The sequence below is a fragment of the Yinghuangia aomiensis genome (genome assembly GCF_039542225.1).
Taxonomy (GTDB): domain Bacteria; phylum Actinomycetota; class Actinomycetes; order Streptomycetales; family Streptomycetaceae; genus Yinghuangia; species Yinghuangia aomiensis.
On sequence record NZ_BAABHS010000004.1, the window covers coordinates 215,815 to 228,338 of the forward strand.

Genomic DNA, 12,524 nt, shown 5'->3' on the forward strand with positions numbered 1-12,524 from the left:
CTCGGAGGGGTCGGGCGGTTCAGGGCTCGTACGGGAAGCCGATCATTTCGAGCAGGACCCGTTCGCGCGGTTCGCCGTCCTCGCTCACCGCGGGACGCCCCCGGTAGCGGTCGACGACGGCCATCAGCTCTTCGGACAATTGCGCGAGTTCGGCGGCGGTCAGACGCACGGTCGGGCCCGCGCCGAAGGTGGCGTCCTGCCACTCGCGGCTCATGGACCGGAGACGGCGCATCGCTGCTTCGTAGCGCTCGTTCCGCTCGGAATGCAGCACTTGGACGACGGTGTTGGCGACTTCCCACGCGGCCGGGTCGTCGGCGAAGTCCGTGTGGTTGAACCGCAGATCGCGCTCGACGCGCCAGCGCCGCTCCCGGCCGTCGCCGGACGCCTCGGGGGCTTCCGCGATGAAGCCGTGCTTGGCCATCGTCCGCAGGTGATAGCTGACCAGCGACGGCGTCGCGTCGACGAGACGGCCGAGTTCGGACGCGGTCGCCGGGCCGTCGGTGTAGAGCAGGCGGAAGAGCCGGAAGCGCAGCGGGTGCGTGAACACCTTCAGCGCCTCCACGTCGCGGACGAGGCGCGGCGGCTCGGGTCGGTCGTCGGGCATACCTGAACGCTAGATCCGAAAGATAATTTTCGCAACGAATCTTTCGCAAATTCTCTTTCGGATCTTGCCGCCCCCTCGGCCGGATCCGCTCCGTCCTCCCCTATCGCCGTCTCTTGACCCGCCGTCCGCATTCCGTTCATCTGGCGCTGGCATGCTCCCCACGCCGTCCCCGTCCCGTCCGAAGACCCCCGAGGAGTCAGCGTCCGTGAGTGCGAGCATCGGCGTCGTGGACGCCGTGGTCCTGGGCATCGTCGAGGGCCTCACGGAGTTCCTGCCGGTGTCCTCGACGGGCCACCTGAAGATCACCGAAGGCATCCTCGGCATCGACGTCGGCGACAAGTCGGTGGTCGGCTTCACGGCGGTGATCCAGGTCGGCGCGATCGCCGCGGTCCTCGTCTACTTCTTCAAGGACATCGCCCGAATAGTCGGCGCGTGGTTCGGCGGCCTCACCCACAAGGAGCGCCGGGCCGAGCGCGACTACAAGTTCGCGTGGTGGGTGGTCTTCGCGACGGTCCCGATCGTCGTCGTCGGCCTCGCCATGAAGCCCCTCATCGACGGGCCGCTGGCCAGCCTGTGGGTGGTCGCCGGTTCGCTGATCGCCGGGTCGGCGGTCATGTGGTACGCCGAGTCCTCGTCCGGCGGCAGCAACCGGGCCCGGCGCCGCGGTGAAGCCGAGGTGACGTTCAAGGACGCCATGTGGGTGGGCAGTTCGCAGATCCTCGCGCTGCTGTTCCCGGGCTTCTCGCGGTCCGGCGCGACGATCTCCACGGCGCTGATCCGCGGCCTCGACCGCGTCGCGGCGACCCGGCTGTCGTTCTTCCTGTCGATCCCGGCGCTGACCGGCGCGGGACTGTACGAGCTGAAGGACGCCACCGGCGGCGACACCAGCCTCGTCGCGCTGGCGGTCGGCACGGTCGTGTCGTTCGTGGTGGCCTACGCGTCGGTCGCGTGGCTGCTGAAGTTCGTCTCCAAGCACACCATCAACGGCTTCGCCGTGTACCGCATCATCGTGGCGATCGCGCTCATGGGGATGCTCGCCTCGGGCTACCTCGACGCCTGATCCCGCGAACCGGGCACACGCGAGCCCGCACCCCGCGACGGCCAGGGCACGGGCTCGACGGCACCGCGAAGCGGCTCAGCCGGCCGGGCTGATCACCACCGCCGTCCCGTACGCGCACACCTCGGTGCCGTTGCCCGCCTCCGCCACGTCGAAGCGGAACATCAGGACGGCGTTGGCGCCGCGCGCCTTGGCCTGCTCCACCAGCCGGCCCATCGCCTCGTTGCGGCTCTGCACCAGGGTCTTGGTCAGGCCGCGCAGTTCGCCGCCGACGATGGACTTCAGCCCGGCGCCGATCTGGCTGCCGAGGTGCCGCGAGCGCACGGTCAGACCGAACACCTCGCCGATCACCTGGTCGACGTGGTAGCCGGGCACGTCGTTGGTCGTGACCACCATGACGCCGGCGCTCCGATCGAGGCCGCCGCCGAAATCGTTGAGTTCCGTCATGCACCCCAGCCTGGGCCGCAACGCCGACCGGCGCACCCCGGAAACCCCTCGGGATGCGCCGGTCAGGTGGCACCTGCGGGAAAAGCCGCGCCGGTCAGCGCACCGGGTAGCCCTCGTCCCGGAGCGCGTCCTTCACCTGCGGGATGCGCAGCATCCCGAAGTGGAACACGCTCGCCGCGAGCACCGCGTCGGCGCCCGCCTCGACGGCCGGGGCGAAGTGCCCGAGGGCGCCCGCGCCGCCGGACGCGATGACCGGGACCTTCACGGTGGCCCGCACCTGGCGGATCATCTCCAGGTCGTAGCCGTCCTTGGTGCCGTCCGCGTCCATCGAGTTGAGCAGGATCTCCCCCGCGCCCAGCTCGGCGGCGCGAGCCGCCCACCCGACCGCGTCGATGCCGGTGCCCTTCCGGCCGCCGTGCGTGGTGACCTCGAACCCGGACTCCGTCGACACGCCTTCCGGGCAGCGGCGGGCGTCCACCGACAGCACGAGGACCTGCGCGCCGAACCGGTCGGCGATCTCCGCGATCAGCTCGGGGCGGGCGATCGCCGCGGTGTTCACGCCGACCTTGTCGGCGCCCGCGCGCAGCAGTTTGTCGACGTCCTGCACGGTGCGGACGCCGCCGCCGACGGTCAGCGGGATGAACACCTGCTCCGCGGTGCGGCGCACCACGTCGTAGGTGGTCTCGCGGCTGCCCGACGAGGCGGTGATGTCGAGGAAGACCAACTCGTCGGCGCCTTCGGCGTCGTAGACGCGGGCCATCTCGACCGGGTCGCCGGCGTCGCGCAGGTTCTGGAAGTTGACGCCCTTGACCACGCGCCCGGCGTCGACGTCCAGGCACGGGATCACACGTACCGCAAGGCTCACTTCGCCCCCCGGTACGCCTCGACCTCGACCTCGACCAGCATCCGCGAGTCGATGAGCCCGGCCACCACGACCATGGTGGCCGCGGGGCGGGCGGTGTCGAACATCGCCTTGTGCGCGCGGCCGACCTCGTCCGCGTCGCGGGCGTGGGTGATGTACATGCGGGTGCGAACCACGTCGTCGCGGGAGAGCCCGGCCTTCTGCAGGGCCTTCTCGGCGATGCCGAACGCGGTCAGCGTCTGCTCGAAGGGGTCGCCCTCGCCGACGAACACCCCGTCGACGACGGACGTGCAGCCGGACACGAGGACGAAGTCGCCCGCCGCGACGGCCCGCGAGTAGCCGATCACGTCCTCGTAGGGACCGCCGGACGAGATCCGCTCCACGCCGCCCGTCATCGCGACACCGCCTCCAACGCCTCTTCCAGGGTGAACGCCTGCGCGTACAGGGCCTTCCCGACGATGGCGCCTTCGACGCCCTCCGGCACCAGGGTGGCAATCGCGCGCAGGTCGTCGAGCGACGACACGCCGCCGCTGGCCACCACCGGGCGGTCGGTCGCCGCGCAGACGTCGCGCAGCAGCTGGAGGTTCGGGCCGGTGAGCGTGCCGTCCTTGTTGACATCGGTCACCACGTAGCGGGCACAGCCGTCCGCGTCGAGGCGGGCGAGGGTCTCGAACAGCTCGCCGCCTTCGCGGGTCCAGCCGCGGCCGGCCAGGGTCGTGCCGCGCACGTCGAGGCCGACGGCGATCTTGTCGCCGTGCCGGCCGATCGCCGAACGCACCCAGTCCGGGGTCTCCAGCGCGGCGGTGCCGAGGTTGACGCGGCGGCAGCCGGTGGCCAGCGCGGCCTCCAGCGACGCGTCGTCGCGGATGCCGCCGGACAGCTCGACCTTGACGTCGAGCTTGCCGACGACCTCGGCGAGCAGGTCGCGGTTCGAGCCGCGGCCGAAGGCGGCGTCCAGGTCGACCAGGTGGATCCACTCGGCGCCGGCGTTCTGCCAGGCCAGGGCGGCGGCCAGCGGGTCGCCGTACGAGGTCTCGGAGCCGGCCTCGCCCTGGACGAGCCGGACGGCCTGCCCGTCGGCGACGTCGACGGCGGGCAGCAGTTCCAGGCGACGCGTCTCGCTCATGTTCTCCAGCGTCCTTACCGGTAAGTGAGGGGGTTCAGCGGGGGGGTTCAGAGGGTGTCGATCCAGTTGCGGAGCACCGCGGCCCCCGCGTCGCCGGACTTCTCGGGGTGGAATTGGGTGGCCGACAGGTACCCGTTCTCGACGGCGGCCACGAACGGCGTGCCGTGCGTCGACCACGTCACCAGCGGCGGCGCGAGCGTCTCGTTGGGGACGAGTTCCCACTTCCGGACGCCGTACGAGTGCACGAAGTAGAACCGGGTGTCCGCGTCCAGGCCGCGGAACAGCACGGTGTCCTCCGGCGCCTCGACCGTGTTCCAGCCCATGTGCGGCACGACCGGCGCCTCCAGGCGCTCCACCGTGCCGGGCCACTCGTCGCAGCCGGGCGTCTCGACGCCGTGCTCGACGCCGCGTTCGAACAGGATCTGCATGCCGACGCAGATGCCGAGCACCGGCTGCCCGCCGGCGAGCCGGCGGTCGACGATGCGATCGCCGCGCACCGCCTTCAGCCCGGACATGCACGCGGCGAACGCGCCGACACCCGGCACGACCAGCCCGTCGGCGTTGAGCGCGGTCTCGTAGTCCGCGGTGACCTCGACCTCGACGCCGAGCCGTGCCACCGCCCGCTCGGCGGACCGCAGATTCCCCGACCCGTAGTCGAGGATGACGACCTTCTTCATACGTGTCCTCTGCCCGGATCCGGTGCCCGGATCTAGATCTGGCTCAGGCCGGCGGTGACGAACAGCACCGCGCCGATCGCGAGCACCGCGATGATGCTCTTCGAAATGCCCTGCTTGGCGAATGAGATGACCCCGCCGGCGAAGAAGAGCCCGACGGCAATCAACGCAACTGAGGAACCGCTCATGTGATGGTGCTTTCGCTCGGGGTGGGAGGGGGGATCGGGAGGGCGTCGCCGAGAGGGTACGCCGAGGTGAAATCCGCACGTCGGGCGGCGCGATGCTCGCGGTTGCGGCGCTGCGCGATCGCGAAGGTCTCCGGCAGGCCCTCGTAGGACGGCTCCGGCTCGACGGCTTCGCGGGCCATCGCGTCCAGCTCCGCGAACGGCGTGAACGCGATGCCGCGCGGGAAGCCGAGCGCGGCGAGGACGTCGCCGTAGACGCCTTCCGCAGAGGCATGCGGCTTGCCCGCCCCCGGATCGGCCGGGTCGCTTTCCCGGGCGGTCAGCGCCTGCGCCACCGTGTGCGGGGAGGCCTCGGGTACGCCGAACGGCAGGAACCAGGCCGGGTCCGCACCCGAGGGCGGGGTGCCCGGGGCTTCCGGATCGAAGCGTGTGCCGTCCTCGTAGCGCAGCACGCCGAAGGCGTCCTTGGTGATCTTCCGGTCGTGGTCCGGCGCCGAGCAGTACTCGTGGACGGGTGTGCCGTCCCGCACCACCGTGAGCCACAGCACGTCGGAGTCGGACACCGACGCCACGCACACGTCGGCCTCGACGTCCCGGCTCAGCCGGGACGCTATCGAGTCGACCTTGTAGTCGTGCGCGTGCTCGTCCAGGATCACGGCGCTCGTCCGGCGGCCCACCGGTATCGCATACCCCCGCCGCACCGCGGTGAGGGCGGCCACGACCGGTCCCAAGGGCGCCGCCACCAGGAACTGCTCGTAGGACAGCCCCATCCCTACAGCGCGCCCTTCGTCGACGGGATGACCCCGGCGCGCCGCGGGTCGATGGCGCACGCGTCGGAGAGCGCGCGGGCCAGCGCCTTGAACTGGGCTTCGACGATGTGGTGGGCGTTGCGGCCGTACGGGACGTGCACGTGCAGGCAGATGTGCGCCTGCGCGACGAACGACTCCAGGATGTGCCGGGTCAGCGTCGTGTCGTAGGCCGGGCCGATCATCGGCGCCATGCCTTCCGGCTCGCTGTGCACCAGGTACGGGCGGCCCGACAGGTCGACGGTGACCTGCGCGAGCGCCTCGTCCAGCGGCACCGACGCGTTCGCGAACCGGCGGATGCCCGCCTTGTCGCCGAGCGCCTGCCGGAACGCCGCGCCGAGCGCGAGCGCGGTGTCCTCGATCGTGTGGTGCGAGTCGATGTGCAGGTCGCCGTCGGTCTTGACGGTGATGTCGAACAGGCCGTGCTTGCCGAGCTGGTCGAGCATGTGGTCGAAGAACCCGACGCCGGTCGCCACGTCGACGCGGCCGCTGCCGTCCAGGTCGACCTCGACGAGGACGGACGTCTCCTTGGTGGCGCGCTCCACGCGGCCGATCCGGGACATTTACTGCATCTCCTTGAGTACGGCGCGCATCGCGTCCAGGAACGCGGTGTTCTCCGCGTCCGTGCCGGCGGTGACCCGCAGCATCCCGGGCACGCCGTTGTCGCGCACCAGGACGCCGCGGTCGAGGATCGCCTGCCACACGGCGCGCGTGTCCTCGAACCGGCCGAACTGGACGAAGTTCGCGTCGGATTCCGTGACCTCGCAGCCCATGCCGCGCAGTTCGCCGACCAGCCGGTCGCGCTGCGCCTTCAGCTCGGCGACGTACCCCAGCAGCGTGCCGGTGTGCTCCAGGCACGCCAGCGCGGTCGCCTGGGTGACCGCGGACAGGTGGTACGGCAGCCGCACCAGCTGTACGGCGTCGACCACCGCCGGGTCGGCGGCGAGGTAGCCGAGCCGCAGCCCGGCCGCGCCGAAGGCCTTGGACATGGTGCGCGAGACCACCAGGTTCGGGCGGCCTTCGAGCAGGGTCAGCAGCGAGGCGTGGTGCGAGAACTCGACGTACGCCTCGTCCACGATCACCAGCGACGGCCGGGCGGCCTGCGCGGCCTCGTAGACGGCCTCCACGACGGAGCCGTCGAGGGCGGTCCCGGTCGGGTTGTTCGGCGAGCACAGGAACACCACGTTGGGCCGGTGCTCGGCGATGGCCGCGAGGGCCGCGTCCAAGTCGATCGAGAAGTCGGCGCGGCGCGGACCGGAGATCCACTCCGTGCCGGTGCCGCGCGCGATGAGCGCGTGCATCGAGTACGACGGGTCGAAGCCGAGCGCGCTGCGCCCGGGGCCGCCGAACGCCTGGAGGAGCTGCTGGAGCACCTCGTTGGAGCCGTTCGCCGCCCACACCTGGCCGGTCGCCAGCTCGACGCCGCCGGTCGCGGACAGGTAGTCGGCGAGCTTGGTGCGCAGCTCGACCGCGTCGCGGTCCGGGTAGCGGTTGAGCTGCCGGGCGGCTTCCGCGACGCGTTCGGCGATGCGGTCGACCAGCTCGTCGGGCAGCGGGTACGGGTTCTCGTTGGTGTTGAGCAGCACCGGCACGTGCAGCTGCGGCGCCCCGTACGGCGACTGCCCGCGCAGCTCGTCCCGGATGGGAAGGTCGTCGATCCGTGTCACTCGGGCAGCCCCCACTCGAACCGTGCCTTGATCGCCGCGCCGTGGCCGGGCAGGTCCTCCGCCTCGGCCAGCGTCACGACGTGGTGCGCGACCTCGGCGAGCGCGTCGCGGCTGTAGTCGATCACGTGGATGCCGCGCAGGAACGACTGCACGGACAGGCCCGAGCTGTGGCAGGCGCAGCCGCCGGTGGGCAGCACGTGGTTGGAGCCCGCGCAGTAGTCGCCGAGCGAGACCGGCGCGAAGGCGCCGACGAAGATCGCGCCCGCGTTCCGGACGCGCGCGGCGACCGCGGACGCGTCGGCGGTCTGGATCTCCAGGTGCTCGGCGGCGTATGCGTCGACGACCTTGAGGCCGTCGTCGACGGAGTCGACCAGCACGATGCCGGACTGCCGTCCGGACAGCGCCTCGGTCACCCGCGCGGTGTGCTTGGTCGCGGCGACCTGCGCCTTCAGCTCGGCCTCGACCGCGTCGGCCAGCTCGGCCGAGTCGGTGACCAGCACGGACGCGGCGAGCGTGTCGTGCTCGGCCTGGCTGATCAGGTCGGCGGCGACGTGCACCGGGTCGGCGGTCGCGTCGGCGAGGACCGCGATCTCGGTCGGGCCGGCTTCCGAGTCGATGCCGATGCGGCCTTTGAGCAGGCGCTTGGCGGAGGCGACGTAGATGTTGCCGGGGCCGGTGACCAGGTTGACCGGCGCGCACGGGCCCGCGCCGTACGCGAACATCGCGATGGCCTGGGCGCCGCCCACGCTGTAGACCTCGTCGACGCCGAGCAGCGCGCACGCGGCCAGGATCGTCGGGTGCGGCAGGCCGCCGAACTCCTTCTGCGGCGGGGAGGCGACGGCGAGCGAGCGGACGCCCGCTTCCTGCGCCGGCACCACGTTCATCACCACGGACGACGGGTACACCGCCAGCCCGCCCGGCACGTACAGCCCCACGCGCTCCACGGGCACCCACCGCTCGGTGACCGTGCCGCCCGGCGCGACCGTCGTGGTCACGTCGGTGCGCCGCTGGTCGCGGTGCACGATGCGGGCGCGCCGGATGGTCTCCTCCAGCGCCGCGCGGACCTTCGGGTCCAGGTCGCCGAGGGCCTTGGCGATGGTGTCGGCCGGGACGCGGATGTCGGTGAGGCGGACCCCGTCGAAGCGCTCGGTGATCTCGATCAGCGCCTCGACCCCGCGATGGCGTACGTCGTCGCAGATCGGGCGGACCTTCTCCAGGGCCGCCTCGACGTCGAACTCGGCGCGGGGCATCACGTCGCGCAGGGCCGCGGGGCTGTCCAAAACAGCACGCCCGGCGGAGCCGCGCAGATCGATACGGGAGATCACCCGTCCCAGTGTAGGGAGCCCGCGGGAGCGGGGTCCGCACGTGTCGGCTGCTGAGACACGATTGGATGGCAGCCACGACGGCACGACCTCGCGGGGGGACGGCAGTGGCGGCGATACCGAGTGACCTGAGTGATGCCGAGCGGCAGGTGTGGGAGGCGTTCCGCACCGGCGACGTATGCGACTTCGCCGGACGCGGCGTCACCTACTCCGCGGACTGGGCGCTGCCGCGCGGCGACTTCGGAGCCGATTGGGGGCCCGAGCGCACGATTCGCGCCGAATTCCTCGCCCGGCTGCTGCTCGACGGACCCGCCCCGGTGGCCGGCCGCACGCCGGGGCTGCACCTGACCGGGGCGCGGATCGTCGGCGACCTCCGGCTGCGCGGGGCCCGCGTCGACGCCTACGTCGACCTGCGCGGCTGCCGCTTCGAGAACCGCATCGACCTGGGCGACGCGACCACCGGCACGCTGCGCATCATCGGCTCCGTCCTCAACGGGGTCCGGGCCCGGCGCGCCCGCGTCGACGGCGACCTGTGCCTCACCACCTGCCGGATCCGCGAGGGTCTTCTGCTGACCGACGCGCACGTCGCCAACGACGTGGTGCTGAACGGCTCGCGGATCCGCCCGATGCGCGACGGCGACGCGGTCAGCGCCGACGGGATCCAGGTGACCGGCGACATCAGCGCGCACGGCCCGTTCCACGCGCTCGGCACGGTGCGCATGCGCAGCGCCCGGGTCGGCGGCCGGGTCACGTTCTACCGGGCCCGGCTGGACGCCCCGGACGGCCTGGACAGCCGCGGCCACAGCAACCTGGCGTTCGACGGCGCGGGCATGAACGTCGAGCAGTCGCTGCACATGAGCGACCGCTTCACCGCGACCGGTTCGATCCGGCTGATCGACGCCCGGTTCGGCGACGCGTACATCCTCGACCACGCCGCCGTTCTGGGGCGGGAGACCGACACCCTCGCGCTGTGGCGGGCGACCGGGCGCACCCTGTCGATCGTGGTCGAGCCGACGCCGCGCGGCCGCGTGCTGCTGAGCGGGGCGCAATGGGGCGCGCTCACCGACGTGCCGGGCACCTGGCCCGAGGATCCGGGGCGGATGGCGATCGGCGGCATGACGTACACGGTGCTGCGCTCGACGCGGCCGATGGACCTCGCGCAGCGGTTGCGGTGGCTGGCCGCCGCGACTCCGGACTACGAGCCGCAGCCGTACGAGCAGCTCGCGCTCGCCTACCGCGCGTCCGGCCAGGACGAGGAGGCCCGCAGCGTGCTGCTCGCCAAACAGCGCCGCAACCGCGAGACGCTGCGCGTGCCGGGCCGGCTGTGGGGCTGGGTGCAGGACGTCACGATCGGGTACGGCTACCGCCCGGCGCGGGCGCTGGCCTGGCTGGTCGCGCTGATCGCGATCGGCACCACGGTCTTCGGGCTCGACCGGCCGAGCCCGTTGAAAGCCGACGAGGCGCCGCACTGGAACCCGTTCTTCTACACGATCGACCTGCTGCTGCCGGTGCTGTCGCTCGGGCAGGAGTCGGCGTGGAATCCGGGCGGGTGGACGCAGTGGGTCGCGTACGTCCTGGTGATGCTCGGCTGGATCCTCGCGGGCGCGGCCGCGGCGGGCGCGACGCGGGTGCTGAACCGGGGGGCTTGAGGCGGGTTCGCCGGTCATTCGAGCCGGTCACTCGCAAAACCCTCCCGAACCGGTGGCGGGGACGCCCTAGTCTTTGCTCTTGTGACCGACCGGCTCCCGCTCTTCCCGCTCAACTCGGTGCTCTATCCGGGCCTCGTGCTGCCGCTCAACATCTTCGAGGAGCGGTACCGGGCCTTGGTCCGCGACCTGCTCGCGCGCCCCGAGGACGACCGCCGTTTCGGCGTGGTCGCGCTCCGCGCCGGACGCGAGGTCGGCGACCTGCCGGTGGACACCGTCGACGCGGTGTTCCCGCTCGGCTGCACCGCCCAGGTGGCGACCATCCGCCCGCACGCGGACGGGCGCTTCGACGTGGTGGCGACCGGGGCGTCGCGCTTCCGGCTGCTGTCCGTCGACGAGTCGGGCCCCTACCTGGTCGGCGAGGTCGAGTACCTCGACGAGCCGAAGGGCGACGACGCGGTGGTGCTCGGGCACGCGGTGACGCGCGCGTTCACCGAGTACCAGCAGCGGCTGCTCGGTGCGCAGGGGCGCAGCATGGTCGAGCTGCCGGAGCTGCCGGAGGACCCGGTGGTGATGTCGTACCTGGTGGCCGCGGCGATGGTGCTGGACCTGCCGGACAAGCAGGGCCTGCTGGTCGCGCGCGACGCCACGCTGCGGCTGCGCGAGGAGCTGTCGCTGCTGCGGCGGGAGAACGCGCTGCTGGAGCACCTGCGGTCGCTGCCGGCGGTGGAGCTGGTGCAGCAGGGCGGGGACCAGCCCAACTAGGCCGACCTGCCCGACCAGACCGTGCCGGGGCACGGGTCCCGGGACGCGACGGAGAGGGCCGCTGTGGCCAGGAACAAGGCCGCCCAGGGCGGCAAGGGCACGCCCGCGACGGTGGCGCTGACCCGCGCGGGCGCGGAGTTCACGCTGCACGCCTACAGCCACGACCCGGACGCGGCGTCGTACGGCGAGGAAGCCGCCGCCGCGCTGGGGGTGTCCGCGGACCGGGTGTTCAAGACGCTGCTGGCGGACGTCGACGGCGCGCTGACCGTGGGCGTGGTGCCGGTCGCGGGCAAGCTCGACCTGAAGGCGTTGGCCGCCGCGGTCGGCGGCAAGCGGGCGGCGATGGCCGACCCGGCCGCGGCCGAGCGCGCGACGGGCTACGTGGTGGGCGGCATCAGCCCGCTCGGCCAGAAGAAGCGGCTCGCCACGGTCGTGGACGCGACCGCGCTGACCCACCCGACGGTGTTCGTGTCGGCGGGGCGGCGGGGGTTGGAGATCGAGCTGGCGGCGGCGGTGCTGGTCGAGCTGACCGGGGCACGGACGGCCGCGATCGGACGGGCCTAGGGCGGGTCCTAGGGCGGGTCCTAGGCGCCCGTCCCCTCGGGCGACGCGTCGTCGGCCGACGGAGCGTCCGACTCCCCCGCCGCGGGCGTCGCGCCGTGCGGCCCGCCTTCGCCCGCTCCCGGCCAGGCCAGCAGTTTCGGGGCCGGGTCGCGCGGGCCGAAGCCGGCCATCAGGATCGCCCACACGATCATCGACGCCATCGGCCACAGGTACAGCACGCCCATGGCCTGGATCCGCAGCGGCTCGTCGAACGGGATCTGCTCGGTCGGGGCCGCGTTCGGGTGGGCCTTGTCGACGGCCTGCCAGAAGTGGTCCGGGCCCAGCGCCCCGCCGACCTTGTACGCCACGTAGGACCCGAGCAGCCCGCCGAGCCCCAGCCCGAACGCGACGCCGATGCCGTACTTGCGGCCCTTCCAGAACCCCAGGCCGGCCAGGAGCAGGCCCGCGACCACGCCCACGACGGCGAACCAGCCGTCCCGGGCGATGTCGCCCTCGGTCGGCGTCTTCGCCGTCGAGTACGCCTGGTGCCCGACGACCACCCGCGGCAGGTCCGGCGCGAGCGCGTGCCAGATCGCCCCCGCCCCCACGCCGACCACCGCGCACACCAGCAGCACGATCAGGCCGGCCACCACGTCGCCGCGCACCGCGGGCCACGACAGGTCCAGGCGCCGCACGGGCGCGGCGAAGCCCCCGGCATGCTGCTCGGGGGACGGGACCGCGTCGGACGTGCGGTCGAACTGCCAGGGCGACGTCATACGGTCAGCGTCCCATGCTCGTGGTCGGGTTGCCGGTCAGGCGG

Annotated in this window: 16 protein-coding genes; 4 read left to right on the forward strand and 12 right to left on the reverse strand. The window is 72.5% G+C overall.

Going from position 1 to position 12,524, the window contains the following annotated elements:
• Positions 1–19: 19 nt before the first annotated feature.
• Complete coding sequence (locus tag ABEA93_RS07270) at positions 20–604, reverse strand: helix-turn-helix domain-containing protein (protein ID WP_345674476.1); 585 nt, start codon at positions 602–604, stop codon at positions 20–22.
• Positions 605–755: 151 nt separating this feature from the next.
• Here ABEA93_RS07270 and ABEA93_RS07275 point away from each other — a divergent pair, with 151 nt between their 5' ends.
• Positions 756–1,664 (forward strand): undecaprenyl-diphosphate phosphatase, encoded by a 909-nt coding sequence (locus ABEA93_RS07275; RefSeq protein WP_345674477.1) that lies wholly within the window; start codon positions 756–758, stop codon positions 1,662–1,664.
• 75 nt (positions 1,665–1,739) lie between these two features.
• Here the strand turns inward: ABEA93_RS07275 and ABEA93_RS07280 are convergent, their stop codons facing one another.
• The 10 genes from ABEA93_RS07280 to hisD all read right to left on the reverse strand — a co-directional run bounded on the left by ABEA93_RS07280 (position 1,740) and on the right by hisD (position 8,753).
• Positions 1,740–2,108, reverse strand: a complete 369-nt coding sequence (locus ABEA93_RS07280) for a YbjQ family protein (protein ID WP_345674478.1) — start codon at positions 2,106–2,108, stop codon at positions 1,740–1,742.
• A 94-nt stretch (positions 2,109–2,202) separates the two neighbouring features.
• The gene (gene hisF / locus ABEA93_RS07285; RefSeq protein ID WP_345674479.1) at positions 2,203–2,973 is read right to left on the reverse strand and encodes an imidazole glycerol phosphate synthase subunit HisF; all 771 of its coding nucleotides are present in this window, start codon (positions 2,971–2,973) and stop codon (positions 2,203–2,205) included.
• Positions 2,970–3,365: a RidA family protein gene (locus ABEA93_RS07290; protein ID WP_345674480.1), complete on the reverse strand. Its 396-nt coding sequence runs from the start codon at positions 3,363–3,365 to the stop codon at positions 2,970–2,972. Before ABEA93_RS07290 ends, hisF begins: the two co-directional genes overlap by 4 nt.
• Complete coding sequence (priA, locus tag ABEA93_RS07295; RefSeq protein ID WP_345674481.1) at positions 3,362–4,096, reverse strand: bifunctional 1-(5-phosphoribosyl)-5-((5-phosphoribosylamino)methylideneamino)imidazole-4-carboxamide isomerase/phosphoribosylanthranilate isomerase PriA; 735 nt, start codon at positions 4,094–4,096, stop codon at positions 3,362–3,364. The genes ABEA93_RS07290 and priA overlap by 4 nt, the downstream gene beginning before the upstream one ends.
• Positions 4,097–4,143: 47 nt before the next feature.
• Positions 4,144–4,773, reverse strand: a complete 630-nt coding sequence (hisH, locus tag ABEA93_RS07300) for an imidazole glycerol phosphate synthase subunit HisH (RefSeq protein ID WP_345674482.1) — start codon at positions 4,771–4,773, stop codon at positions 4,144–4,146.
• 32 nt (positions 4,774–4,805) lie between these two features.
• Entirely contained in the window at positions 4,806–4,958 is a 153-nt protein-coding gene (locus ABEA93_RS07305; RefSeq protein ID WP_345674483.1) for a hypothetical protein, read from the reverse strand.
• Complete coding sequence (locus ABEA93_RS07310) at positions 4,955–5,725, reverse strand: hypothetical protein (protein WP_345674484.1); 771 nt, start codon at positions 5,723–5,725, stop codon at positions 4,955–4,957. The genes ABEA93_RS07305 and ABEA93_RS07310 overlap by 4 nt, the downstream gene beginning before the upstream one ends.
• Before the next feature lie 2 nt (positions 5,726–5,727).
• Positions 5,728–6,324 carry an imidazoleglycerol-phosphate dehydratase HisB gene (hisB, locus tag ABEA93_RS07315; protein ID WP_345674485.1) on the reverse strand — a complete coding sequence of 199 codons (597 nt, stop codon included), beginning with the start codon at positions 6,322–6,324 and terminating at the stop codon, positions 5,728–5,730.
• Positions 6,325–7,428, reverse strand: a complete 1,104-nt coding sequence (locus ABEA93_RS07320; protein WP_345674486.1) for a histidinol-phosphate transaminase — start codon at positions 7,426–7,428, stop codon at positions 6,325–6,327.
• Positions 7,425–8,753, reverse strand: coding sequence for a histidinol dehydrogenase (gene hisD, locus ABEA93_RS07325; protein ID WP_345674487.1), 1,329 nt, complete (start codon positions 8,751–8,753; stop codon positions 7,425–7,427). The genes ABEA93_RS07320 and hisD overlap by 4 nt, the downstream gene beginning before the upstream one ends.
• A gap of 104 nt (positions 8,754–8,857) precedes the next feature.
• Here hisD and ABEA93_RS07330 point away from each other — a divergent pair, with 104 nt between their 5' ends.
• The 3 genes from ABEA93_RS07330 (at position 8,858) to ybaK (ending at position 11,725) form a co-directional block, all read left to right on the forward strand.
• Positions 8,858–10,399 carry an oxidoreductase gene (locus ABEA93_RS07330; RefSeq protein ID WP_345674488.1) on the forward strand — a complete coding sequence of 514 codons (1,542 nt, stop codon included), beginning with the start codon at positions 8,858–8,860 and terminating at the stop codon, positions 10,397–10,399.
• An 81-nt stretch (positions 10,400–10,480) separates the two neighbouring features.
• Positions 10,481–11,161: an LON peptidase substrate-binding domain-containing protein gene (locus ABEA93_RS07335; RefSeq protein WP_345674489.1), complete on the forward strand. Its 681-nt coding sequence runs from the start codon at positions 10,481–10,483 to the stop codon at positions 11,159–11,161.
• A gap of 63 nt (positions 11,162–11,224) precedes the next feature.
• Positions 11,225–11,725 (forward strand): Cys-tRNA(Pro) deacylase, encoded by a 501-nt coding sequence (gene ybaK, locus ABEA93_RS07340; RefSeq protein WP_345674490.1) that lies wholly within the window; start codon positions 11,225–11,227, stop codon positions 11,723–11,725.
• Between the two features lie 20 nt (positions 11,726–11,745).
• Here the strand turns inward: ybaK and ABEA93_RS07345 are convergent, their stop codons facing one another.
• Positions 11,746–12,480: a hypothetical protein gene (locus ABEA93_RS07345; protein ID WP_345674491.1), complete on the reverse strand. Its 735-nt coding sequence runs from the start codon at positions 12,478–12,480 to the stop codon at positions 11,746–11,748.
• Positions 12,481–12,524: the final 44 nt, after the last annotated feature.